We start from the raw sequence: 20,167 nt of genomic DNA on the forward strand, positions 1-20,167 counted from the left end.
GCCTGACGAAGCACAGCCATGATCTGCGGTTCCGTGAAACGGCTCTTTCTCATTCGAATCTCCTCAGCTCACGCTACGAGAAAATTCTACTTATGCAGCCCCTTAACCATGGGGAGGATTACCGCTTTACCTCGCGGCAGTCAAAGACATGGCCACGATGAAGATCGTCGGCTGGTCGATGTCGGATCAACTCAAGAGCAGCCTCGCCGTCGACGCACTGCGCATGGCGTTGCAGAACCGCCGACCCGCTCCTGGTCTGATCTGCCATTCCGATCGCGGCGTGCAATATGCCAGCGGCGATTACCGACGGCTGCTGGACGCCTGGAAGGCCCAAGCCTCGATGAGTGGCAAGGGCAACTGTCTTGATAACGCACCGATGGAAAGCTTCTTCGGCGCGCCGAAGAACGAACTGGTTCACCGCACACGTTTCAGATCACGCCGCGAGGCCAGGGCCGCGCTCTTCGAATACATCGCCATCTTCTACAATCGCCGTCGCAGGCACTCGAGCATCGGCTATCGCACGCCCGAACAAGCAAGGATCGACATGACCATCGCAATGGCCGCATAGTGAAGATCGGACCAGTCCGGGATCATGGGGCAAGGTCAGTCGGTGGGTGGGGCTCTGATCCGGGTGCGTCGGGGATTGCCACGTTGGCAAGCAGGGATCATCAAAGTTCCCGGGTGGTGAAGAATAAAAATGGGGGACGCAAGATGACTACCAAAACTAAGCTGGGGGCCAGGATCAAAGTAACGCACCGCGCAAATCCAGATAAGTTAGTCACCCACCGTTCAATGCGCGTTCAGGTTGATCCTCAGGGTTCTCTCGGCCTTACCGCTCCGGTGGGTGGCCCCGAAGAAGGATTGAATGTGATGGTGACGGTGACCTTATCCGAGCTTCTCGCATGGCTGCCGGAAATGGTGGAGCAAGCTAAACGCCATGTCGCGGCAAGAGCTCAGACCTCGTTAGTCTATCTCTTGGACGACGCAGGGCACTTGAGCGAAACTAGGCTAGCCACCCGCATATCTGATACGACCGACGACATTATGTGGGGGGAACAATTTCTAAAAAATCTCCCTCTGAAGTAACCTTCAGCAGCACAACGCCAACGCGACACCGCGCCCCACACCTGCCGACGTGTCATAACACCCGTTAGCGCGCCGATAGCAGCCACAATGTCCCTGCAGTTGGAATCTCGAGCAAACCTCTCTCGGGGCGCGGGCTACTGCTGCTGCTGACAACCGAAAGCGCCGCAGATCTGCGGATCGTCAGGCGACTGGAATCACAACACGATGCGCTTTCGGCATGAACACTTTCAAAGATCTGTTTGCCGCCGCCCGTGACGTATTCGGCGGTCGTTCGGAAACTGTGCAAAAGACCAGGCGACAATCCCGCCAGACCCCACTCAACGAACTGCGCCGGGAAGCTCACCGGATCGGGGCTTCCTCGTTGCCGTCAGCCCGCATTTCCGGGACCGCCTCGACTTGGCGGAATTGAACCGCGCCGCGACGACCCTGTTGCCGTCAGCCCGCATTTCCGGGACCGCCTCGACTGACCTATCGACAAGCCCTTGGTACTGAGCGCCAACATGGCTTTCTGGCCCTTGTGAAAATGCCCCCGGACGCGATGCTAATACCGACCGAGAGCCGGTTTTTCCGGGATGTGGATGATCTTCTGCACCAGGGGAGGGTCGGATACGCGACCCCGACGGGTCATCATTCGCCACTCCACCAGATACGCGGACCGCAACAACTCCGCTGCCGGCACCTGCCCGCAACGGCCCAAGCCCGCCATCGTCGCGCCCGCGAAGGTCTGCGACCATGTCTTTTTCCAGATCGGCCATTTTCAGGCCTCTGGATCTTTTTAAAACTGCACCCCGCCGCGCGATGTTCACCGCTCCGACATCATCGCTATCCGCCTCGAACCCGCACGCCACGCAAGCGAAGGGGGCTCCGGGTGCCGGACGGTTCACCTTGGCGCAATGTCCACACGCCGGGCAGGTCATCGATGTGCCGCCTGCGTTGACGGTAATCGGGGCAGGAAGCCCCGCCACGGCAAGCTTGTAGGCCAGCATGCGCTCGACCTCATGCATCTGCATCTTCTTCAAGCTCTTCTGCCACGCGTTTCGCCGAGTCCCCTTTGGCCGTTTGGCCGTAATCGCAGACTTGAACCCGCTCAGGTCCTCGAGTGCGACCTGCGCCCCATATTCCTTCGCCCAGGCCACAATGCGGTTGGTTGCACGCTGCAGCTCCTGGTCTATTGTCTTGCGATAACCCTTTGCAGGACGGGCACGCCAGCGTTGGCTCACACGGTTGCGCTTCTCCGCAGCGTGGATCGTCTCGACCATTTCGCGACCGAGGATCTCGACCAGTTTCATCACCGAGCCATCACCGCGAACCACCGAGGCAACCAGACCGCGTCGAAGTCCCCGGTCGATGCCGAGCACCGCCCCGGTCAGGTTGGGCTCGAGCTTGGGCATCTGGAATTGCGCCCGCATGAACCATGCCTCCCCCTCACGGGAGATCAGGCAAGAGCGCAACTTGGCCTTGCCATGCAGGAACGTATTCCTATGCCAATCAGACATTTCCAAGGGCACCATCACCGCGCGGCGCGATGTCGCCGCGATTACGTCTTCACCGGTGCAGGCATCCCGGCCTGCATTGATGGTGGCTGGAGTCTCGCTCCAGCTCGGCTGGGTGATCAGGAGTTCCGCCGCCATTCTGCCGGTGACCGCGTCGCAAACGATCCGGCACTCCCTTGCCCGCGATATGGTGAATGGACGAGGGGACGCCCCGCGCGCCAACCGGGCCATCATGTCGCGCCCCCGGTCCTCATCCGCTTTGTCGGTGGATGCAGCCAGCAATGCGAGGCCGGCATGATAGGCGTCCTCACCGACGGGTTGGGGAGTCGGCCATTCGGCGGGATGATCGCCCAAAACCAGGCCGATATAGGAAGATGCGACAGCAATCAGATCGCGGTAGACGCCGTCGAGCAGGACATTCGGTAGTCCCTGACGGGCATTTTTAGCCTGCTCTCTGGCCGAGTTCCTCGCTCTCACATCGGGAGTGACGAACCTATCGAGATCCCGGCGCGGGAAAGCTTCCTTGAGGTACTTGTCCCAAGGCGCCTTCTTGCGTTTGGCCTTGTCCGGGATCTCGGCCCGGATGCGAGCGATGATGGCATCTGCATGCCCCCGCAGATGGGGCAGCGCAGCCCACCATGCCGCCTCCGTCGCGGCTCGGGCGCGTTCCAACATTGCAGCCTTCCGGTGCGTTGGACAGAGCTTGAACGTAGCCGTGAGAAACTGACCCGTGAAATCTGCCTCTCGCGCCGGCGACATCGCGCCGCTGGCAGAGGGCGGACGCCGGGATGCGAGAATCGGGTCGAGACCATCCATCGGCATGGGTCGCAATGTTGTGCTGCTGCCCTTAGGATGGGATGGTATTGCATTTTGATCCATTTGTCGAAATCGACAAGCTTGGTTAGGCTCGGTGCACCGGATCGACATCATTCCTGAATCTTTCCAGACGCCCGGAAAGGCTCCCGTCGCTCTCAAGCCTGTTCGGCAACTCAGCCTGGTCGCCGAGCATCGCATAGGCGATGATCATGGCGACCGGCTTCAGAGCGGGAGGTGCGGCTTCCATCGCGCGCGCGGCACTTGCCGTCGAATGCGCGCAAAAGCGCGTTTGCCTTCTCGCGGGAATGTTCCGCGAAATCCTGAACACGAAGATAAAACACCCGGCCAACGCGATAGGCCAAGCCAGCAGCGACGAGGATTTGAAACAAAACCCAACCGCGCTGACGGCTCACGCCTATCGCCTTGGCATAGTAAGCCAACGACCGGCACGAAATCACGCCATGTTCGTTGGCATCAAACGACATGCGCGGAGCATCCGAAACGCCGCAGGATTCAAACCAGCCCGCAGCGCCTCGCGCATAGATTCAAAAATCGCATAACGATAACGCGGCATCAGTCGCGGCCCTCTTCATCACGGGCCGCGTCGAAATCAAAACCAGCCTGACGGGAACCAACAGCAGCGCCAGACAGCGCAGCCATGCGGATCACAAGAAACGCGGCCTCGTGAGAACACCGCAGATCAAGAGCCTTATTGCGAACGAGGCGCGCCATTTCAGACTTGGACAAGCCAAGGATCATGCGAACGCGCTCATAACCAAGATAACGAGACATTGCGAAAGCCTTTCAGGGTTGACGGCTTTCGCGGTCTTGACTCCCCGCCAAATTCGGCGGATTCGTCAAGCCAGCTACTAGCCCGTCGGCATACGGACGAAGTCAGCGAAGGGCGGCCGCCCACACAGCTAAACCAGCACAAGAGACCAGAGGCAAGCGCGCAAACAAGACGCGCTGCCTCATCATGCAAAAAGGCACCGAGAGCGACCCGACTAGGGCAATGCTCGCTGCGCTGCGCGTTGCCCTGGTCTGATCGCCACGAGAGGCGCCAGACAAAAAGACCGGCAGAGGCCGGAGGAAATAGGGGAAGGAAATAGCCGCAGCGCGGCAGGACACGGCAAAGCCAGTTACCCTGACGGGGAAGTGAAAAAAACCAGGGGAGGGATGTGGGGGGTGTGAGGACAGGGGCCAGCAACACCACCAGGACGGAAACCGGGTCCCCCGGAGAAGATCGGGAGGTAAAGTAGATTTCCCCCAGTTTCCGACGCAGCCATAGCGGAGCCGGCTAGGCTGCTCGAACGCGGCAAGCCGCTGCGCTCGGCCGAGAGGCCAAGCTAAGATACCCCGCCGCCGCAAGAGCCGCGACAGCAGAGCCACGCGGCACCGCGGGGCGGGGTGAGATGCCATTTTCACAGAAAATCGGCAGGCATTTCCAACGGTCGCGGACCGCTGGAACGCCACAAAAAGACGCAAGGAACTTGCTCATCTTCCGCCGCCAGATACCTGACAGGCGGAAACCGGCAACGCATCTCGCTTAGGTAGGACGGCAAGTAGCGCGCGGGCGCGCCGGGCCACTCAAAGCGCCATTCAACCAGCGCGCCGAGACCGCGCACAGCGCCATAACCACAAACGCCCGTGACGAGCTGCTGCCGGGAAAAGAAGCGGGCGCATTCCCCCGCTTCAAAGTAGCCGTAGGCCACCAAGACAGGCCGATAATCGGCCAGATCCACCACATAGCCGCCGAGATCCGGAAGACCAGAGCGACCGAACCAGCCGCGAGGATAGCACAGGCTGGATATGACCCGATCGCCAAGCAGTTCCTGAACGATCGTATCAGCGCAAAAATCAATAATCCTCTGGTGACTGATCGTCACGGCGAGACCTCGCAGCTTTAAGGATTGCTCTTTGAGCCTCGCGCCAACGCGACGTTGGCAGACGAGGCCAGTCAGCAGGAACACCAACCGCAGGCGGATCAGGAGCGTATTGCAACGCCTGCTCAACAAACGCCTGCTGGAGAACCACAACCCCCGCTTCTTCGAATAAGCGCCGCTGAAATTCGCCAATGCGGCGCGAGCGGGGAAAAGACCGCACCGAGAGCGTAAGCGGATCAGCCGCTGCCGGAGCGAAGATTGATCGAGCCGCGCGTAACCGCGCGAGCAGCCTGAAAACTTTAGCGATATCGCGATGCTCGGCGGGCGTTTTTCGCTCGCCGGTGCAGGCGCGCTGCTCTAATTTGGGGGAGTGTTCCTGTTCACGAGTTTTCCGTGTTTCGCATCTCATGCCTCGCCTGCCTGCTCTGCGGCAGCACCGCCCTCGCCGATCAGGCCATCCAGCCCGTCGCCTTCTCAGGCGAAAACGGCGCGCGCATTTCCGGCAAGGCACGGATCGTCGATGGCGACACCTTCAAGCTCGGATCCGCCACCATTCGTGTCCATGGCATCGACGCCCCGGAAAAGGGCCAATCCTGCGCCGGAACCACGGGGCAAACCTGGGCCTGCGGGCGCGCGGCGACGGACTTCCTGGCCGGGCTGATCAAGGCGCGCACGGTCACATGCGCGCCGATCGAGGAGGACCGCTATGGCCGCATCGTCGCGCGCTGTTTCGCGGGTGGTCGCGATCTGGGGCGCGAGATGGTGACACGGGGCCTCGCATGGGCCTTCATCCGCTATTCACGCGATTACCTCGAGGCCGAAAGCCTGGCACGCTCGCAGCGCCTCGGCATCTGGCAGGCCGACACCCAGCCTGCCTCGGACTATCGCGCGGGCGGTTGGGCCGAGGCCGTCGACACCGCTCCGGCAAAAGACTGCCCGATCAAGGGCAATATCTCGGCCAAGGGCGAGCGGATCTACCACATGCCCTGGTCGCCCGCCTATGCCAAGACCCGCATCGACGCGTCGAAAGGCGAACGCTGGTTCTGCGATGAGCGCGAGGCCGTCGCGGCAGGCTGGCGCGCGGCCCGCTGAAAATGGGGCCATTACCCATCCCGCAGCCCGTAAGAGAAAACCGTTCTCGATCGCTGAGCCTGTGCCTGCCTTCGCGCTGTCCCGACCGCCGCTAGGGCTACGCAAGGTGGTCGTCCTTGCCCGCTCACTTTAACGGCGCGCCGAGTGCTGCCGCCATGCGGGCGATGGCGGCCATTTGCGGGGCGGACCTGGTGAGATAATCCTCGCCGCCATAGCCCCACCAGTCCCAGCACCCTTTCGGATTGTTGCGCGCGGGCTGAAAGGCGGGCGCCGGCACCGCCATCGCCTGCGGGTAGAACACCACGATCCGGTTGGCCTCGGCCCAGCCGTTGTAGCCGGTCAGGGTGGCGTAGCGCTCGCCCATCAGGCTGCCGTCCGGAAGCTCCGAGGATCTGCCCTGGGAGCAGCCATGCAGGGCGATATGCAGCCGGCAGGTCGTGGCGGAATCCTTGCAGGCGGTGGAGATATAGACAAAGGCCGCGGGATCCATACCCATGGCGCCCTCGGTATAGGCGCTCTGGTCGAAGGTGATGAGGTTGGCCTCGACCGGCGCGACCTCGGACTTGAGCGGGCCGTAGAGATGGCCGAGGATCTGCTGCGCCTGATCGAGCGCGGGGCCGCCTTCCTTCCCATCCGCATCGCAGAGATTGAGGTAATCCGGCTCTGTCTCGGCACAGGGCACGTCGCCCAGATCGGTGACGAAGGAATGCCCCGCCGGCACGTCCTGCACGAATTCGACCTGGTCGTCGGGCACGCCGAGTTCCTTATAGGTGTCGCGCAGCATGGCCATGGTTTCGCGCCGCACGATCGTGTCCTTGGAGCCGAGGAACATGTAGATCCTGTCATCCTTGATCTCCGCCGCGGGATCGATGCTGCCCCGGCTTTCGAGGATCCGGATCCGGGCCAAGGTCTGGTTCTCGATGTAATCGGTCACGAAGGGAAGCAAAGGCAGGTAGGGCAAGGTCTCGGTCGGATTGAGGCAGATCGCGACCGCCTGGCCGATGCGCATGTCCTTGGGGTCGAAGAACGGGTTGTAGACATAGCCGCCCGCGCAGTCGAAGGGCCCGCCCGAGACCACGCCGACGCCGGATATGCGCGCCGAGAAGGCGGTCTGGAGTTGCACGGTCATGAATGCACCCGAGGAGAGCCCCGAGACCGTGACCTGCGGCTCGAGCGTGAGGGCGGGAAGACTGTCCTCGGCGAAGGCGGGTGCGAGGAGGTTGGCGCTGCCGAGAAGGAAGACCGCAAAAAAGCCGGAGAAACGCATGGGACCTCCTCTGGAATGACCGGATCGAAACAGCGAGGGCGAGAACAGGATGGCCGACCGTATCGGTGCGCGCAGGCACCTTTCCTCCAGACTGGCACAGGAATGCCCGTCTTGCGCCGTCCTACACGAGCATGAGCACGCGCAGCCCCCGTCCTGCCGCGGATTCGGTCATCCGCCTGCATCAACCTTGCGGAAAATCGCGGCATCTGCCCCAGGCATGCCATCCCGGGCATTCACTTGGCAGTCCCGCCAGTCCCGGGCGCCGCCGACGGCAGGTGAGATCGTCGCGAAAGCGAGTTCGGCCAACTGGGCGCCGTTCCGATCGCCGCTCGCGTGTCCGCAAACTCGTTCCCTTTCCGTTCCGATTGCGCTAATTGATCTGCAAGAACCGAGGGGCGACATGGGCTATCTGCAGAACCTCAATGCCGCGCAACGCGCCGCCGTCGAGCACGGCACGGATCCCTTGCTGATCATCGCCGGGGCGGGGTCGGGCAAGACCAACACCCTCGCCCATCGCGTGGCGCATCTCCTGAAGAATGGTGCCGATCCGCGGCGGATCCTCTTGATGACCTTCTCGCGCCGTGCCGCCTCAGAGCTGACCCGCCGGGTCTCGCGGATCACAGAAAGCGTCATGGGCACGGGCTATGCCGCCGAGGCGCTGACCTGGGCCGGGACCTTCCATGGCATCGGCGCCCGCATCCTGCGCGATCTCGCGCCGCAGATCGGGCTCAACCCCGAGTTCACCATCCATGATCGCGAGGATTCCGCCGACCTGATGAACCTCTGCCGCCACGAACTGGGCTTTTCCAAAGCGCAGAGCCGATTTCCGGCCAAGGGCACCTGCCTCGCGATCTATTCCCGTGTGGTGAATTCCGGCGCGCCGCTGGGCGAGGTGCTGCCCGATCACTTTCCCTGGTGCGCGATGTGGGAGGCCGAGCTGAAGCGCCTTTTCGGCGCCTATGTCACGGCCAAGCAGGCGCAGAACGTGCTGGATTATGACGATCTGCTGCTGGCCTGGGCGCAGGTGATGCAGGATCCCGGTTTCGCCGCCCATCTCGGCGCGCTCTGGGATCACGTGCTGATCGACGAATACCAGGACACCAACCGGCTGCAGGCGCGCATCCTGCTGGCCCTGAAGCCCGAGGGGCGCGGCCTGACCGTGGTCGGGGACGACGCCCAGTCGATCTATGCCTTCCGCGCCGCGACCGTGCGCAATATCCTCGATTTTCCGACCGCCTTCGCCCCGCCGGCGCGCGTCGTCACGCTCGCGCGCAATTACCGCTCGACCCAGTCGATCCTTGCCGCGGCCAATGTGGTGATCGCGCGTGCATCGGAGCGTTTCACCAAGGATCTCTGGTCGGATCGTACCTCGGCCGAGAAGCCGCGCCTCGTGAACCTGCCGAGCGAGGCCGATCAGGCGCGCTTCTTCGCCGACCAGGTTCTCGCCAATCGCGAATCCGGCATGACCCTGAAGCAGCAGGCGGTCCTGTTCCGCACCTCAAGCCATGCCGGTCCCCTCGAGATCGAGCTCACCCGGCGCAACATTCCTTTCGTGAAGTTCGGCGGGCTGAAGTTCCTCGAAGCCGCCCATGTCAAGGACCTGCTGGCGGTGCTGCGCCTTGCCCAGAACCCGCGCGATCGCGTGGCCGGGTTCCGGGTGCTGCAATTGCTGCCCGGCGTCGGACCGGGCACTGCCGCCAAGGTGCTGGAGCGCATCGCCGCCGCAGTCGACCCGCTTGCCGAACTGGCGCACATGCCGGTGCCGTCGAAAGTCACCGGCTGGGAAGAATTGGTGGCCGTGCTACAACCCGGCCCCTGGCCCGAGGCGATGGGCCGCGCCCGGCTTTGGTACGATCCGCATCTCGAGCGCATCCACGAGGATGCCGAGTTCCGGCGCGCCGATCTTTTGCAACTGGAGCAGATCGGTGCCGGCTACCCGACACGCGAGAAATTCCTGACCGATGTCACGCTGGATCCGCCTGAAGCGACCAGCGCCGAGGCCGGCGTGCCGCTGAAGGACGAGGATTACCTGATCCTTTCCACCATCCACTCCGCAAAGGGACAGGAATGGAAGGCCGTCTTCGTGCTGAACGTGGTCGATGGCTGCATCCCGTCCGATCTCGGCACCGGGCAGACCGCCGATCTCGAGGAAGAGCGCCGCCTGCTTTACGTCGCGATGACCCGGGCGAGGGACCAGCTGACCCTGGGCGTGCCGCTGCGCTTTTACGTCACTCAGCAGACGAAGCGCGGCGACCGGCATCTCTTCGCCGCCCGCACCCGCTTCATCACCAGCGACATGCTGGGACATTTCGACGTCACGCGATGGTCGCCGCCGATGACGACCGAGGCCGCCGCGCCTGCCCCGGGTCGTATCGATGTCGCGGCGCGCATGCGGGATATGTGGGGCTGAAGACCGGGCGATTGGCTTTTCGATCAGATTTGTTTCGCACAGGTATCAAGTCAACCTTGAGGCGATCGACGCGAAGGGCGGTAAGCGGCCCGCTGCACTGCGGCAACGCATACGCAGCAAGATTGCGAAAGCAGCCGCTCAGACGGCGTGCAGAGGGATACGGGGCTCGCATCCCAGATCGGGTGGAAAGCTGTCTGACAGCAGCGCGAACGGCACCTACAGTGAACTTGAAAAAGCAGCCATTTGTACCGACCGCAGCGAAAAGAGTTATGCACCAGGCGTGAGAAATGGAGTGTCGACCGACGCAGGTGCTTCAGCCTGCAATGACCTCAACGAAGGTCGCGAGTTGTCGAGTTGGTCTTGCCATCCGGTCGCCGAAAAGTCCTTGCAAACACGTACCCTTAGGTCAAGTTGAGTCAACAGCAGCTGTAAACGTCGCGGCCGCATAAGGGACATCATGTATCTGGCATCACTTACGATTAGCAATTTTCGCCGCATAAAATCTGCAACGATAGACTTCGTACCTGGCCTCAACATCATCGTCGGCCCGAACAATATCGGAAAGACGGCCGTCGTTGACGCTTTAAGAGCGCTACTTGCCGGAACAGATGATCCATACCCGCGCTTCAGCATCGACGACGTCCACCTTCCCAATGGAGGTACGGCAACAGGTGATATAATATTCGACTACATCTTCAAGGACCTGTCGCTCGACGATGAAGCCGACTTCCTGCATGGGCTAAGGGCTGATGGCGCGGGAAATGCGGAGGTCCTTCTCAGAGTGACTTATGGCGATGCGGATAAATCCGGGCGGCTGAGGTCGAGAAAAGTCTGTGGAAACCATCACGACATTTCGATGACGTCAACCATGCTGGACAATCTGCGCAGCGTTTATCTGCAGCCACTGCGCGATGCAGAGCTTGGACTTCGCCCGAGCCGTACAAGCCAGTTATCCCGTTTGCTACATCTTCTATCAGATGACGCGGGAAAAGAGGAGATCGCCAAGAAGCTTGCAGATCTCGACAAGGATATTAAGGCGCTCAAAGCGATTATTGAGACGCAAGAAGCCATCACCGGGCGCCACAAGAGCATGCTGGGCGATCAACTGGCTCAGATGCTGGCAGTAGAGCTTAGCGGTTCTGATTTCACGAAGCTCGCTTCGCGCCTATCGCTACTTGTCGACAGCTTCGAGATTGAACGTAACGGCCTTGGCTATAACAACCTGATCTTCATGGCCGTAGTTTTAGGCGAACTCGCGAAGAACGCAGATTCGGCTTATCGCAGCCTGATTGTCGAAGAGCCTGAAGCACATCTGCATCCGCAACTACAGGCCGTGCTTTTGCGCTACCTGTCCGACATCAAAGTTGCGGCGGGCGAACGGCCGGTCCAGGTCTTCGTCACAAGTCACTCGCCGAATTTTGCGAGCATTGCAGATTTGAACGCTGTCGAATGCCTGATTGAGACGGAAACAGGTGTCGAGGTATTCCATCCCAGGTCGGTTAGTTTTGAAAAGGGCAAGAAGGAGAAGTTAAAGCGATACCTTGATGTAACCCGCGCTGAGCTCTTCTTCGCACGCCGCGTCATCTTCGTCGAAGGTGCCGCCGAGCTGATGATGATCGGCTTGCTGGCGAAGAGAATGAGCTATGATCTTCGCGACCACGGTGTCAGCCTGATCAGCGTCGAAGGATTGAACTTCGACTCCTTTATGCCATTGTTCGGGGAAACGGCAATCAAGATACCAGTAGCCGTCATCACGGACGCAGATCCATTTATTGTCGATGCCGAAGGCAGAAGTCAGCCTCACTATCCATCCGCAACCGAAAACATCACGATCTCAAGCAACACGGTGTCTATGAAGAAGCGGGAAGACACATTCGTCAAAGTCTACCACGGCCAAAAGACCTTTGAGTACGACTACGCTTTTCACGAAAACAACAGAATGGCTATGCTGGCAGCTCTCAAGGAGCTACATCCTCAAATCGGCGCCGATCTTGAAACTGAGGTCGCATCAAAGGCGGACGATCAGGAGAAGGCGGAAGCGCTGTTCACGGGTATGTTCGAGCGGCCAAAGGGTAAGACAAATGTTCAAAAGGGCGCATTCGCTCAGGCTCTCGCGGCGCAGATTGAAGATAACAACCTAGAAATTGAAATTCCGAACTACATTAGAGATGCCGTAATGCATGCGTGCAAGGCATGATAGAACTTTCGCCGCAGCAGCGGGAGGTCGTCGAGGCGCCGCTCAAACCCATGGCGGTCAGTGCCTGTGCGGGGAGCGGCAAGACTGCGACGGCGGTTCAGAGGCTCGCTGCGATACGCGAGCGCCTTGACGATAGGCACGGCCACATCGCGCTTTTGTCCTTTTCCAACGTGGCCGTCGATACGTTCAACAGGGACTACAATGCGTTGCTGCAGGCAGAGCCCGGCAGCGGCCGTATAGGTGGCGTCGAGATAGCCACGGTCGACGCATTCATCACCTCAACTATTGTCCGCCCCCACGGTCATCTTGTAATGGGATGCGCCAGGACGCCGTTCCTTGTGCATGGCAGTGAGCCTTTTCTCGCGAACTTCACGGTCTGGGACGGAAATAGGCCGCACCCCACAACTGCGCTTCGACTGGAATTGGTGAAGGGAGTGGGGCTTCAGTTTGAAGTAGGACGGGCGAGGACCGTCATTGACCAAAAGGCAGCCGCCGATGCGATCAGGAAGCTGGCGAAGGTCGGCGCCTACTCGCACGCTCTCGGAAGCTTCTGGGCGCTGAGAGTTCTCAGGACCCAACCGCTAATTCTCCGCGCGCTGGCGCGCCGTTTTCCGCACATTCTTGTCGATGAGGCCCAAGACATCGGCACGTTCCACCAGTTTATCCTTTTGGCTTTGCGGGGCGCCGGTGTGCAGGTCTCGCTTATCGGGGATGTCAACCAAGGCATCTACGAGTTCTCTGGCGCGACTGGGGAGTTTCTTGACCAGTATGCGAAGCGTGATGATGTCGACGGTCGGATGCTCTCGACCAACTATCGATCAGTCCCAAGCATCGTCACGATCGCAAACCAACTATCAGGGCGCAACGATATGGCTGCGCGCACTGCGCCCGCCACGTTGTCGGGCGCGTATTATTTCGCTTACAAGAAAGACGAAAAAGACAATGCTCTTAACTCATTCGCCGCGCTGCTAGGTCAGGCGCGCATAGCGGTCAACGATGCGGTCGTGCTCTGCCGGTCAGCGGAATGGGCTGACGATTGGGCAGGCGGCGAAGAAGAACAAGGACGGGGCGTCTTGCGACATTTCGTGGACGCTGCGATCCAGCGAGACAAGTTCGGGCGTTTCGATGAGGCATTCAAGCATTGCTGCGCTGGCGTCGTCGGCTTGCTGGATGACGGTCATGGGGCTTTGCTCTCTGAAGTTGCACGCCACGGCACAGATGAGCGAAGTTCTCAGGCGCTGCGGAGGGTGTTGTGGACGTTCGTAAAGGACCCGGCCAACGGGTTGCCTTCTGCGTCTCTTGTGGCGGACACTGCTTGGCAGCCCGCACTTCTGGCGCGGGCTGAAATCTTGCTTGCCGCGCTTTCGGCGGAGCATGGTTTGAAGGCTGGCGACACCTGGAAAGCAAAGCTGGCGAAGCGGAATATCCTCAACCAGCCGCTTATGCGACCCGCAGATTTGGGGATCGAGAATGTGCCAAGGTTCCGCGTCTCCACCGTTCACAAGGTGAAAGGGGAGAGCATCAGGGGCGTTCTGTATATCTGCAACCGTTCGCATCTCGATGAACTGCTGGGAGGCACAGCGACAGAGGTCGGCAAGATCGGCTATGTCGCGCTCACCAGAGCGCGCGATCTGTTTGTCTTGGGTGTCCCTGCCAACTACCTAAAAGAGTTCGCGCCCAAGCTTGATGCACTCGGTTTTGCGAAGGCTGGTGGGACGTAGCCTTGGGGTGGAAAATCAGCCCGGAGGAGTTGCGGACCATACGTCTGCTGACGGACAAACTTCATTGATACTACGGAGAGACGGTTGATGGACTGCCCCACTTTCTACCGCAAAGAGTGCCTCCGGCGTCGCGCAGTAGCGAGCGAGTTCGCCAAGGCACTTGATGCCTACCTGTTGGCATTGGCGCCGTCCTGATGAGCATCAGGCCAAGGACGCACCTGCTTCGCCTTCCCTACACGAATGAGGCGTTCCCGCCGGGTGTACTCGCGAACGGCAGCAGTGAGCTGACCGTGACATGGGACGAAATCCTCTGGGCCGCGCTGACTATCGGTCGCCCGTCGGTGCACCATGTTTTCGCCCATGGAGCCGCTTCCTTCCACGAGGCGATGTTCCGCCTATCCGTTGTCCGAATGGCTCTTGAGCAATACGGTCCCACCGCGACGCGACTGCGAAGAACGAGTGCCTACAAATCCCTCGATCCGACCGAGAAAGGAGCGATCAGCTATTTTCTCGGGATGACGTTCTGCAAGGTATTCTCCAGCCGCTTGCTTTCGACACCTTGGCTCCTGCATTTGGACATCTTCAAATCGACGATACCCACCTCAGTTCTCGGCCAATCGCGCCCCGATCTCCTTGGCCAGCAAATCGGCTCCGGCGACTGGCTTTCTTTTGAGACGAAGGGACGTGCAAGCAAACCGTCCTCCGCGGATCGTGCTAAAGCCAAGGCACAGGCTATGCGCCTGATATCCGTTAACGGCAAGCGATGTACATTGCATGTGGGTTCATTTGCGTTCTTCGCCAACGATGCGCTTCATTTCCACTGGATTGATCCGCCGTCCGACCCGAAGAGGCCGATCGAGATCCCTGAGATCGGCGATGCATGGCGCTTTTACTATGGTCCCTCTAGATCGCTCTGGGATAACTTTGGGCGCGAGGCTGGGGTACAAGATCAAGCTGGCCTTAAGTTCGAAGTCCCGTTCTTCGATATCACCATCAGGGTCCACCCGTTGTTGGCGCCATTCTTTGTCGATGCGAACTGGGCAGGTGCGCAGAGAACTATGCTCGAGTTCGCGGAACAGCTGAAGACCGAAGGATTCCAGCAAGACGGGCTCAAGATCGCTAGCGGCCCCAGCTGGCGCGTTCGCGCGGATCGCCTGCCTGTCGGGTAGAATCGTTTCGAGTGCTTCGTCGCACCTGATTCACGGACTGCGGCTTCTCACCCATGCCACTGATGTCCTAGTCTCCCAAATTTCGCTGCGACGCCAGTCGAACGGCTGCTTCGGGGAATGCGGTCCTGCAGCATGAGGGTATCATGCTCTAGAGATCAGCCAGGGTGGGAATCCCGAATGTCCACGGACCCTAGTTCAGTGGCCTGCTACTGCGTGTCCAAAGAAGCGGGGTAAGTCCAGTGGCGTCTTGAACGGTTCAAATCTGGTTGAGGGTTTCTCTGTCGAAGCGGGTCTCCAGCCATTTGTATTGTTCCGCGAGCACGATTCTCACGGCCTCATGCAGGCCCTCGGGGATCGCCACCAAGGATGAAGCGTGCTTTGGCCGTTCCGGTTCTTTGTATTGCCCTTCTGGCAGACCGCAATGGTTTTCAACCCGGCGTAGCAGCGTAACCGGATCACGCTTGAGCAGACCGAATGGCAGATAGAGAACCCGGTCAGCCAAAATGTCATCGAGACGATTGACCGTCGAACGGTAGTCGCTTCGGAGCCGCGTGCCGCGCGCGCAGATCATTTCCAGCCATTCGTCGATCTTGCCGGTGGTGATGGCACCCTTCACAGAGGAGATCGCGCGCGCCGCGGGATCCCGGATCAGATAGATGGCTTTGAACTCGCTTCCCAAGAGCGAAACCATATAGCGCATCGTGGCATCATCCAGCGTCGCATAGGCGGGCGTGATGTCCATGGACTGCTTGTCCGGAGGGCAAGGACGGTACGCTTCTCGATACCATTTCTCGGACAGCATTGGGAGTTGTGTGAGCCGATCGATATGGGAAACCCGGTGGTTGAAACCCTTCGCTATGGCGTGTTCTCGCGCCGCTTTCAGCTTCAGCCTATGCCCTTTGAACATCCAGGATGAGCCGGACTGGACATGGTTGAAGTAATGCATTTCCTTAAGGGGCGGTCGCCAGATTCCGGCATTGTTGGCTAAATTGGAAAAGAGCCATGTTGTCCCCGCCTTCTGCGCTCCGAATCCAACAATCTGTGGTTGCATTTAACTACGCCTATAATCCTATGCGAGCAGAATTTCACTTCTTCGCTCGGAACGCAACGAAGACTCGATTGCAGCAGAAGTTTTCCTGAGCGTGTTTTCTCGACGCGTCTCCGGCCCGTCGAGACTGCAGCGAGCCTAAAAATCCACATGAATCAATTGCCTGAAAAGACAGCTTGCTCCCTAGGTGCAATGGGCCCTAATCCGAAATGAAAGGTTTTCTGATTTGTGCAGTATAAATTAACCATTTATCCGGACTTTCCATGCCCGATACCGGCCCTTCCCGACTGCTGGCACTTGATACTCCTGCAGTGCTTGATCTCCGTGCGGGCCAGGTTCAGGCCATCTTTTCTGCCAGCGTCAGTGACCCCGATAGCATTCGTCAGGTGACCGTCTACTACGATCGCCCGCTGGCCACCCAGTCGGGAGCTTATGCATTCCAAATTATTCATGGCTATGGCGATAGTTGGACGGATGGCAGCCATAGCTATACAACCCAAATTCTGCCGCACAACATCGGCGGTACGCTGAACATCACCCGCGTCGAGATCATCGATGACCTGGGCAATCGCACTGCGATTTCTGGCGAGATGTTGCAGGGGCTGGGGGTCGACACCTCGATCACTATCCATAGCACTGATCCCGATACCTTCGCGCCGCAACTGACCTCACTTGATCTGCCCGACCGCGTTGATCTGACGGACGGGAACGTCATGGCTGCATTCTCGGCGTCGGGAACGGATAAGAACGGTCTGGCCAGTTTGGCCATATTTTTCGACCGAGATCTGGCATGGCGGTTCGGCAGCGCAGGTATCCATGAGTTTTCCAATGTTTCCATGAGCGCAGATGATTGGGTCGAGGGTGCTGGCAGCGAGATACGCGAACTGATCCAAGCCAATTCTTCCGGTACGGTCGATGTCGAGAAGGTCTGGATCACCGACGAATATGGCAACCGACGGGTCTACACCAATGATCAATTGCGGGAGTTGGGGTTCGACACATCGTTCCAGCTGGTAGGGACGTCGGCCTCGACACCAGTGACTTATGTCGCAGCCATGCCAGAGACTATCACCCTGCGTGAAGGGCAGTCGGCCAATCTGTCGCTAAATTTTGTCGGAATGACCAACCATTGGGTCAGCTACAGCTATTACACCACGACCGCAGGCGGAACTGCCCATGCGGCAGATATCGGCGCGATTTCAAGTAGCGGATACCTGAGCGTGGCATCGACCGCCCCGACCACTCGCCAGCAGCATTTCACCATCTCGGCTTCGCGCGACGGCGTGCAGGAAGCGACAGAAACTGCCTATCTGGTCGTCGAACTTAACGGCAATATGTCTTTTCCCGATGGCGGCCGTATGCAGGTCGTTGAGATTCGAATTGCGGATGACAATCGCGTCTCCGGAGGCGCGGGTCCTGATGTGCTCTACGGCACAAGCGGGGCCGACAGCATGTCGGGCGGCGCTGGCAATGACACCTATGTCGTCGACAATGCCGGCGACCGCGTCTTCGAGGCCAGCAATGCTGGGACCGACACGGTGAAGTCCTCGGTCTCCTTCGCTTTGGGCAGCAATTTCGAGAAGCTGGCGCTGACCGGCACCGGCCATGTCAACGGCAGCGGCAACAGTCTGGCCAATGCGATCAGCGGCAATGCCGGTAACAACGTCCTGAACGGGGGCGCGGGGGCCGACAGCATGTCGGGCGGCGCCGGCAATGACTCCTATATCGTCGACAATGCCGGCGACCGCGTCTTCGAGGCCAGCAATTCGGGGACCGACACGGTGAAGTCCTCGATCTCCTTCGCTTTGGGCAGCAATCTCGAGAAGCTGGCGCTGACCGGCACTGACCATGTCAACGGCAGCGGAAATAGTCTAGCCAATGCGATCAGCGGCAATGCCGGCAACAACGTCCTGAACGGGGGGAGCGGAAATGATGTGCTCGTCGGCGGCAGCGGCAATGACCGGATCATCGGGGGCGCGGGCGCTGACCGTCTGATGGGCGATGTCGGCGCGGACAGCTTTGTCTTCGTTGCGCTCTCGGAATCGACGGTCACAAGCGCCGGGCGGGACACCATCACCGATTTCAGTACTTCCCAGAACGATCTGATCGACCTGCGCAGCATCGATGCGCGCACCACCCTCGCTGGCAATCAAGCGTTTAGCTATATCGGCAGTGCGGCATTTACCGGCCATGCCGGCGAGCTCTCGGCCCGAAGTGGCTCATACGGCACCTTGATCTCCGGTGACGTCAACGGTGATCGGGTCGCGGATTTCGCAGTCCTGCTCGATGATCGGATAGCGCTCCAGGTCGATAGCTTCCTGCTCTGATCCCGAGAGTTAATTTCTAGCCAAGACCGACGCGGAAAACAGACATGCTAATAGCTTGGAGCATCTAGAGGCCTCCCGCGCCTCGACTGACCTGCCCCCTCGGCCCCTCAGGCATGACTTGCGTCTGCAATAACGTCAGAGAACGAAGCAGTCAGAGCCCATTTCAAGCTTATCATCTAGGAAGATGCCGAAGTCGGATAACCCATCCCCATTGATATCGCCAGAAATCAATGTGCCGTTGGTGATGATCCGCGCCGACAGTTCACCAGAATTGCCTGAGAATAAAGCTTCACCGATATACTTGAATCTTTGGTTCCCGGTAAGATTCACATTAGCGTCGATGGCGCTTAGGTCTAATAGATCATGTTGAGCCAAACTGAAATCACTGATTGAGTCTCGTCCGGCGACCTTGGCGGTCGAATCTGAAGACGCGGAAAAAATGAAGTGGTCAGCACCTTCCCCGCCCGTCATCCAGTCGGCATCCGTGCTGCCCGCCATGCGGTCGTTGCCCGCACCACCGCTGATCGTGTCATTGCCTGCGCCGCCATTGAGGGCATTGTTGCCCGCATTGCCCAGGAGCATGTTGGCGAGGGTGTTCCCGCTCCCGCTCAGGGCGGAGGTGCCGAGCAGGGTCAGGTTTTCCACGTTCGAGGCGAGGGTGTAGCTGACCGTGCTCTCGACCCGGTCGGTACCTTGGCTCGCCGCCTCGAGGATCACGTCCCCTGTCGTGTCGACGCGATAGAGATCGTCGCCCGTGCTGCCCGCCATGCGGTCGTTACCCGCACCACCGCTGATCGTGTCATTGCCTGCGCCGCCATTGAGTGTATCCCGGCCCCCGTTACCGAGCAGGAGATCATTGCCCCCATGGCCCTCGAGAAAATCGGCAATGTTCCCACCCGACAAAGTATCTGCAGCTCGGAGCGCGTAACGAATGAGTTCATCATCATCGTCGCTACTCCACGTATCCGCAGCTTCCAGAATGCGTACTACCGGAATGCTTAGGCCGGAAAGCTTGGCGAGCTGATCACCATGGTAGATCATCGCATATTCGTTCATGACCCCGCCGTAGGGTATTCCCGCAGAGGTGTAGCGAATTCCCGACCCGGTGAAAATATCCTGAACTCCGTTTCCATAGGTAACGGCAAACTTCGGAGAAGTTCTCGAATAACTTGTTCCGTAAAATAGCTCAGAGAAATCGAGTTCACGAAAATCAACCCCGTAGGACGGGTGACTGGTAAGTCTCACCATCATTAACCCTCATCACGAGAAAATATTCTCTTTAACAGAGAAATAGTTCAATGGTAAGCGCGACCTCGTTACCCTACGCTGCGAGGCTTGACGGCTGATTGAAACGCCAAGGCATGAGGTCCTCGATCCGGGACTTTGGATGGCCGTCGAGGATAGAGCGAAGCGTGTTGGCGATATAGTCGACCGGGTTCACGCCGGACATCTTGCAGGTGGCGATCAGCGAGGCCAGCATCGCCCAGTTTTCGGCGCCGATCTCATTGCCGGCAAAAAGTGCGTTCTTTCTGGTAAGGGCCATCACCCGTTCATTCTGCCCATGTCGGGCAATTTGTTGAGGTGCATTACCGCTGGCACGCGCTTTTCGGCCGACAGTTTCGGGTCGAGCGTGTCGACCGACGTGCGTCCGGCCAGTT

At 59.6% G+C, this 20,167-nt stretch carries 15 protein-coding genes and 2 pseudogenes; 10 read left to right on the plus strand and 7 right to left on the minus strand.

The genetic code is table 11. The annotated features are described in order from the left end of the window. Positions 1-106: 106 nt before the first annotated feature. The 3 genes and pseudogenes from ESZ60_RS18910 to ESZ60_RS21505 form a co-directional block, all read left to right on the plus strand. Positions 107-568: pseudogene (locus ESZ60_RS18910) on the plus strand (IS3 family transposase); the annotation flags it as partial. Between the two features lie 143 nt (positions 569-711). Continuing rightward, complete coding sequence (locus ESZ60_RS18915; protein WP_134682257.1) at positions 712-1,086, plus strand: hypothetical protein; 375 nt, start codon at positions 712-714, stop codon at positions 1,084-1,086. A gap of 217 nt (positions 1,087-1,303) precedes the next feature. Further along, the gene (locus ESZ60_RS21505) at positions 1,304-1,495 is read left to right on the plus strand and encodes a heavy metal-binding domain-containing protein (RefSeq protein ID WP_245155783.1); all 192 of its coding nucleotides are present in this window, start codon (positions 1,304-1,306) and stop codon (positions 1,493-1,495) included. Here the strand turns inward: ESZ60_RS21505 and ESZ60_RS18925 are convergent. After that, entirely contained in the window at positions 1,404-3,254 is a 1,851-nt protein-coding gene (locus ESZ60_RS18925) for a zinc ribbon domain-containing protein (RefSeq protein WP_167620232.1), read from the minus strand. The two genes, ESZ60_RS21505 and ESZ60_RS18925, sit on opposite strands and share 92 nt — an antisense overlap. A gap of 350 nt (positions 3,255-3,604) precedes the next feature. On the opposite strand from ESZ60_RS18925, the gene ESZ60_RS18930 reads away from it, so the two are divergent. After that, positions 3,605-3,955, plus strand: a complete 351-nt coding sequence (locus tag ESZ60_RS18930; RefSeq protein ID WP_134682259.1) for a hypothetical protein — start codon at positions 3,605-3,607, stop codon at positions 3,953-3,955. 13 nt (positions 3,956-3,968) lie between these two features. Here ESZ60_RS18930 and ESZ60_RS18935 read toward each other — a convergent pair whose 3' ends face one another. Next, positions 3,969-4,187, minus strand: coding sequence for a hypothetical protein (locus tag ESZ60_RS18935; RefSeq protein WP_134682260.1), 219 nt, complete (start codon positions 4,185-4,187; stop codon positions 3,969-3,971). 629 nt (positions 4,188-4,816) lie between these two features. Next, entirely contained in the window at positions 4,817-5,470 is a 654-nt protein-coding gene (locus ESZ60_RS18940) for a hypothetical protein (RefSeq protein ID WP_134682261.1), read from the minus strand. Between the two features lie 201 nt (positions 5,471-5,671). Here ESZ60_RS18940 and ESZ60_RS18945 point away from each other — a divergent pair, with 201 nt between their 5' ends. Continuing rightward, entirely contained in the window at positions 5,672-6,370 is a 699-nt protein-coding gene (locus ESZ60_RS18945; protein ID WP_245155784.1) for a thermonuclease family protein, read from the plus strand. 124 nt (positions 6,371-6,494) lie between these two features. Here ESZ60_RS18945 and ESZ60_RS18950 read toward each other — a convergent pair whose 3' ends face one another. Continuing rightward, positions 6,495-7,637 carry an extracellular catalytic domain type 2 short-chain-length polyhydroxyalkanoate depolymerase gene (locus tag ESZ60_RS18950; protein ID WP_134682262.1) on the minus strand — a complete coding sequence of 381 codons (1,143 nt, stop codon included), beginning with the start codon at positions 7,635-7,637 and terminating at the stop codon, positions 6,495-6,497. 400 nt (positions 7,638-8,037) lie between these two features. Between ESZ60_RS18950 and ESZ60_RS18955 the strand changes: the two genes are divergently transcribed. From ESZ60_RS18955 to ESZ60_RS18970, 4 genes are all read left to right on the plus strand, one after another. After that, entirely contained in the window at positions 8,038-10,047 is a 2,010-nt protein-coding gene (locus tag ESZ60_RS18955; protein ID WP_134682263.1) for an ATP-dependent helicase, read from the plus strand. Positions 10,048-10,504: 457 nt separating this feature from the next. Then, positions 10,505-12,244, plus strand: coding sequence for an ATP-dependent nuclease (locus tag ESZ60_RS18960; protein ID WP_134682264.1), 1,740 nt, complete (start codon positions 10,505-10,507; stop codon positions 12,242-12,244). After that, positions 12,241-13,965 carry a UvrD-helicase domain-containing protein gene (locus ESZ60_RS18965; RefSeq protein ID WP_134682265.1) on the plus strand — a complete coding sequence of 575 codons (1,725 nt, stop codon included), beginning with the start codon at positions 12,241-12,243 and terminating at the stop codon, positions 13,963-13,965. Before ESZ60_RS18960 ends, ESZ60_RS18965 begins: the two co-directional genes overlap by 4 nt. A 194-nt stretch (positions 13,966-14,159) precedes the next feature. After that, entirely contained in the window at positions 14,160-15,134 is a 975-nt protein-coding gene (locus ESZ60_RS18970) for a hypothetical protein (RefSeq protein ID WP_134682266.1), read from the plus strand. 256 nt (positions 15,135-15,390) lie between these two features. Here ESZ60_RS18970 and ESZ60_RS18975 read toward each other — a convergent pair whose 3' ends face one another. After that, entirely contained in the window at positions 15,391-16,185 is a 795-nt protein-coding gene (locus ESZ60_RS18975) for a sulfotransferase (protein ID WP_134682267.1), read from the minus strand. 260 nt (positions 16,186-16,445) lie between these two features. Here ESZ60_RS18975 and ESZ60_RS18980 point away from each other — a divergent pair, with 260 nt between their 5' ends. Next, positions 16,446-18,509 carry a calcium-binding protein gene (locus ESZ60_RS18980; protein ID WP_134682268.1) on the plus strand — a complete coding sequence of 688 codons (2,064 nt, stop codon included), beginning with the start codon at positions 16,446-16,448 and terminating at the stop codon, positions 18,507-18,509. Positions 18,510-18,644: 135 nt separating this feature from the next. Here ESZ60_RS18980 and ESZ60_RS18985 read toward each other — a convergent pair whose 3' ends face one another. Together ESZ60_RS18985 and ESZ60_RS18990 are read right to left on the minus strand one after the other, a co-directional pair. After that, the gene (locus tag ESZ60_RS18985; RefSeq protein ID WP_134682269.1) at positions 18,645-19,760 is read right to left on the minus strand and encodes a calcium-binding protein; all 1,116 of its coding nucleotides are present in this window, start codon (positions 19,758-19,760) and stop codon (positions 18,645-18,647) included. A 70-nt stretch (positions 19,761-19,830) separates the two neighbouring features. Then, a pseudogene (locus ESZ60_RS18990) lies at positions 19,831-20,058 on the minus strand (transposase domain-containing protein); the annotation flags it as partial. Positions 20,059-20,167 lie beyond the last annotated feature (109 nt).

Origin of the sequence: Paracoccus ravus (genome assembly GCF_004522175.1) — a bacterium.
Classification (GTDB): Bacteria; Pseudomonadota; Alphaproteobacteria; order Rhodobacterales; family Rhodobacteraceae; genus Paracoccus; species Paracoccus ravus.

Excerpts from the sequence above, each read along its gene's own strand:
- ESZ60_RS18915 (WP_134682257.1), top strand. The coding sequence starts at position 712 with ATGACTACCAAAACTAAGCTGGGGGCCAGGATCAAAGTAACGCACCGC.
- ESZ60_RS21505 (WP_245155783.1), top strand. The coding sequence starts at position 1,304 with ATGAACACTTTCAAAGATCTGTTTGCCGCCGCCCGTGACGTATTCGGC.
- ESZ60_RS18925 (WP_167620232.1), bottom strand. The coding sequence starts at position 3,254 with ATGTTGGAACGCGCCCGAGCCGCGACGGAGGCGGCATGGTGGGCTGCG.
- ESZ60_RS18930 (WP_134682259.1), top strand. The coding sequence starts at position 3,605 with ATGGCGACCGGCTTCAGAGCGGGAGGTGCGGCTTCCATCGCGCGCGCG.
- ESZ60_RS18935 (WP_134682260.1), bottom strand. The coding sequence starts at position 4,187 with ATGTCTCGTTATCTTGGTTATGAGCGCGTTCGCATGATCCTTGGCTTG.
- ESZ60_RS18950 (WP_134682262.1), bottom strand. The coding sequence starts at position 7,637 with ATGCGTTTCTCCGGCTTTTTTGCGGTCTTCCTTCTCGGCAGCGCCAAC.
- ESZ60_RS18955 (WP_134682263.1), top strand. The coding sequence starts at position 8,038 with ATGGGCTATCTGCAGAACCTCAATGCCGCGCAACGCGCCGCCGTCGAG.
- ESZ60_RS18960 (WP_134682264.1), top strand. The coding sequence starts at position 10,505 with ATGTATCTGGCATCACTTACGATTAGCAATTTTCGCCGCATAAAATCT.
- ESZ60_RS18965 (WP_134682265.1), top strand. The coding sequence starts at position 12,241 with ATGATAGAACTTTCGCCGCAGCAGCGGGAGGTCGTCGAGGCGCCGCTC.
- ESZ60_RS18970 (WP_134682266.1), top strand. The coding sequence starts at position 14,160 with ATGAGCATCAGGCCAAGGACGCACCTGCTTCGCCTTCCCTACACGAAT.
- ESZ60_RS18975 (WP_134682267.1), bottom strand. The coding sequence starts at position 16,185 with ATGCAACCACAGATTGTTGGATTCGGAGCGCAGAAGGCGGGGACAACA.
- ESZ60_RS18980 (WP_134682268.1), top strand. The coding sequence starts at position 16,446 with ATGCCCGATACCGGCCCTTCCCGACTGCTGGCACTTGATACTCCTGCA.
- ESZ60_RS18985 (WP_134682269.1), bottom strand. The coding sequence starts at position 19,760 with ATGATGGTGAGACTTACCAGTCACCCGTCCTACGGGGTTGATTTTCGT.